This window comes from Desulfonatronospira sp., assembly GCA_003563255.1.
GTDB lineage: Bacteria > Desulfobacterota > Desulfovibrionia > Desulfovibrionales > Desulfonatronovibrionaceae > Desulfonatronospira.
Window position 1 is genome coordinate 1 of the sequence record PWSL01000027.1, and the last position, 3979, is coordinate 3979.

General features: G+C 52.8%; 3 protein-coding genes. All 3 read left to right on the plus strand.

Going from position 1 to position 3979, the window contains the following annotated elements:
- Positions 1-207: 207 nt before the first annotated feature.
- The 3 genes from QZP87_RS00825 (at position 208) to QZP87_RS00835 (ending at position 3636) form a co-directional block, all read left to right on the plus strand.
- On the plus strand, positions 208-624 hold the full coding sequence (locus QZP87_RS00825) for a secondary thiamine-phosphate synthase enzyme YjbQ (RefSeq protein WP_291321028.1): 417 nt from the start codon (positions 208-210) through the stop codon (positions 622-624).
- Between the two features lie 486 nt (positions 625-1110).
- The gene (gene mgtE / locus QZP87_RS00830; protein ID WP_291321029.1) at positions 1111-2544 is read left to right on the plus strand and encodes a magnesium transporter; all 1434 of its coding nucleotides are present in this window, start codon (positions 1111-1113) and stop codon (positions 2542-2544) included.
- Between the two features lie 132 nt (positions 2545-2676).
- Entirely contained in the window at positions 2677-3636 is a 960-nt protein-coding gene (locus QZP87_RS00835) for a TAXI family TRAP transporter solute-binding subunit (RefSeq protein ID WP_291321030.1), read from the plus strand.
- The last annotated feature ends 343 nt before the right edge of the window (positions 3637-3979 follow it).

The window sequence follows — 3979 nt, forward strand, 5'->3', positions numbered from 1 at the left end:
TTTAGCGCTTTGCATGTGGCATGGGGACTGGCTCTTCCGGGACCCACTTGTCCCAGAAATCGAGTCATTTTGAGCACAAAATGATGCTCAAGTGGGTCCCGGAGTGCCTGTCCCCTGCTTTTCTAAAAAGCGCTAAACAGATACCTAAAATGAATCAATCATCTAATTCTTATTTCCAAAGGTGTAAACTATAAAAGGAGGACTGCAATGAAAAGCTATCGTCAGGAATTATGGATGAATATCCCGGCCCGCATGGATTTTGAGAACATCACCCCACAGGTTCAGGATGCGGTAAATAAAAGCGGAGTCAGCGAAGGCCTGGTCCTGGTCAACGCCATGCATATCACCGCCAGCGTCTTTATCAATGACGACGAATCCGGCCTGCACCACGACTACAAAATCTGGCTGGAAAAGCTGGCTCCGCACGAACCCGTTTCCGGCTATCGGCATAACGTAGGCGAAGACAATGCCGACGCGCACATGAAAAGACAGGTCATGGGCAGGGAAGTTGTGGTGGCCATCACCGAGGGCAGGCTGGACCTGGGTCCGTGGGAACAGGTGTTCTACGGGGAATTCGACGGAAGGAGAAAAAAAAGGGTGCTTATAAAGGTAATAGGCGAATAGCCGTCATAGACGGCAAAACTTTTTACTTTATTTGACATCGCTAGAATTATCATTTAACAATGTAATGTTTGCATCCGGGTATCTGTTCAGCGCAATGCATGTGGCACTGGGACTGTGTCACAGGGACTGGCTCTTTCGCCGCCCGATAGTCCGGCCGTTTTGCGGTTTGAGGTCGGCAAAAATTCCTGTCCCCGGTGGCCGAGGTGATAATTTACACAAAGTGTCGCTGTAGCGCAAAACAGATACGCATCTGGAAACATTTAAGACGTGAAACACTCTTAAAGAGAGGCCGGTTTTAAAAATGGACCTTCCGAGTAGTAGGTACATCATATCTTTCAAAACAGACCGACAAAGAGGCCTGAGCCTCTATTGCGCCATTATCCCGCCTGGCGGGGACGGCATTAGAGACGGACACTTTTATACCCGCCCTGACTGATCCGCCTTATGCCGTCCCCTATGAAGGCGGCCGACACAAGGAGGTGGATCATGGACAACAAAATCCTCATAGAAGCCAAGGACTTACTGGGCGCAGCCCTGGGCAGCGACGAGCAGGGCCGCCAGGAGTTGATTTCCAGGCTGGAGTCCCTGCTGGATGCCAGAGAACATGACTCCATCAGGGATTTTTTTTATTCCCTGCACCCCGCAGACGGGGCCCAGGTCCTGGAACTTTTTTCGCCTGAGAAGGCCTGTGCTTTTATTACACTGCTGAACATCGAAACCCAGGCCCAGATTTTCAATTACCTGCCCCCGCATTTTGAGACCCGCATGGCCTCATGCCTGGGACGTGCCCAACTGGCCAGGATAATCGGGGCCATGTCTCACGATGAGCGTGCTGACCTTTACAACCGGCTGACTTCTGAGCAGCAGGAGGAAGTATTGCCGGCCCTGGCTCAGGCTGAACGTGAGGATATCCGGAGGCTGGCATCATACCCCGAAGGTACTGCCGGTGCAGTCATGACCTCGGATTACGCAGCTCTCTCCCCCAGCATTACCGCCCGTGAAGCCCTGGAAAAACTCCGCAGAGAAGCCCCGGACAAAGAAACCATTTACCAGTGCTATATTATCGACGAAAAACGTAAACTGGTGGGAGTAATCTCCCTGCGGGAATTACTGATTGCCTCGCCCAAGTCCATGATTTCTGAAATCATGAACGAACAGCCCATTTTCGCTCATGCAAACGACGACGCCGAGGACGTAGCTTCCACCATAGCCAAATACGACCTTATGGCCATGCCCATCATCAACGGTGACGACAAGCTCGTGGGCATTGTCACCTTTGATGACGTGCATGACATCCTGGAAGAAGAAGCCACTGAAGATTTTCACCGCATGGGATCCATATCCGGGCGCGGGGAAAGCCTGGTTGGGGTCAATTTCAGGGAGGCCAGTCCCTGGCTCATCATCCAGAAGCGCCTGCCCTGGCTTCTGGCTCTGGTCTTTGTCAATCTTCTCTCAGGTGCCGGTATAGCTTTTTTTGAAAACACCATCGAAGCTGTTGTGGCCCTGGTCTTCTTTCTTCCTCTGTTAATCGCCAGTGCCGGCAATGCCGGCTCCCAGTCCTCTACTCTCATGGTCAGGGCCCTGGCTACAGGGGATGTAAAAGCATCGGACTGGCTCTATCTTCTGGGCAAGGAAGTGGGCATAGCCCTGACTCTGGGCATCGGTATGGCTCTGGCTGTGTCTATGGTGGGCATATTCAGGGGAGGGCCGGAAGTAGCCGTCGTGGTGGGTCTGACCATGACGGTTGTCGTTCTGTTCGGGAGTCTGGTGGGATGCCTGCTGCCCTTTTTGCTGGCCAGAATGAAGGTTGATCCGGCAACAGCCAGCGTGCCTCTGATAACCTCCATAGCCGATATTGGCGGAATCCTCATCTACTTCAGCATAGCCACGTGGCTTCTGGAAGTTCCGGCGGTGCAATGAAGCAGATATCCCTCAGCCATGAAATTGTCAGGCAAAAATACCTCCAGCATATTGACATGGCCTCCTGATCTGGAGCATAAAGAAACACGTGTTTAATTATTTTTCACCTTAATCAGTCAGGAGGTAAACATTATGTTCGGGAAGAAAATTTTCATTGCAGTGGCCGCAGTCCTGGCCCTGGCCCTGTCAGCCCCCCAGGCCAAGGCCAAACAGGACATCCTGTTCGGAGGCGCTTCCATCGTGGGCGTCTACTACCAGGTAGCTCTGCAGATCAGCAACATCATGAACAACGAAATCGGAGACAAGTACAACTACATCGGCCGGCCCACCGGCGGCTCTGTGTTCAACATCAACGCCCTGGAACGCGGTGCTTTTGACTTCGGCGTGGCCCAGTCCGACCGTAACTGGCAGGCCTACAACGGCGCCGCTGAATGGGAAGGAAAGCCCATCAAGAGCCTGCGCAGCCTGTTCAGCATGCACCCCGAGACAGTCATGCTGGTAACCCGCCAGGACACCGACATTCATTCCGTAGAAGATATCAAGGGCCACAGGGTGAACATCGGCAACCCCGGTTCAGGACAGAGGGGCAACGCCATGGACGTTCTGGAAATTTACGGCATAGATCCCCAGAATGACTTCAGGGCCGAAGGACTGCAACATCACGAGGCCGCCCGCGCCCTTGTGGACCGCAATATCGATGCCTTCTTCTATACCATAGGCAATCCCAGTGCAGCCATTGAAGAACCGGCAACATCCGTGGATATCCGCATGATCCACATAAACGCCCAGGGAATCAAGGACATGGTGGAAGAACAACCCTACTACATCATGACTACCATCCCGGGAGGCACCTACCGCGGTGTGGACGAGGACATCGAGACTTACGCCGTGACCGCCACTGTGGTCAGCGATGAAAAAGTGGACGAACAAGTGGTCTACGACATGGTCAAGACCGTATTCGAAAACCTGGACGCCCTCAGGGCATCCCATGCCTCTTTCCGCAACCTGCAAGTTGAGGAAATGCTGCAGGGTCTTTCTGCTCCCCTGCATCCCGGCGCCAAAAGATATTACCAGGAGCAGGGCTGGATGTAGTTTCTGGTTTTTACCAGGCGGGACCTCCGGGTCCCGCTGCATAACCCTGCAGCGACACTTTGTGTTAATTATTGCCTCGGACACCGGGGACAGGCACTTTTGCCGAACTCAAACCCTGAATCCGTGAAGTATATCCATTTAGTGATTTACTTCTGAAACCCTGTCATAAAAAACAAGAAACTTAGACAGGATTAACAGGATGGACAGGATAAGCAATCAGCGGCCGGAAGCCGCAGATTGCATTAGCCATCCAGCACTCACTTTCTTCCGGCACTCATGAATGCCGGAAGAAAGTGAGTGCTGGAGTGATTACCTTTTGGCCTGGCTTCCGGCCAGGACAAAA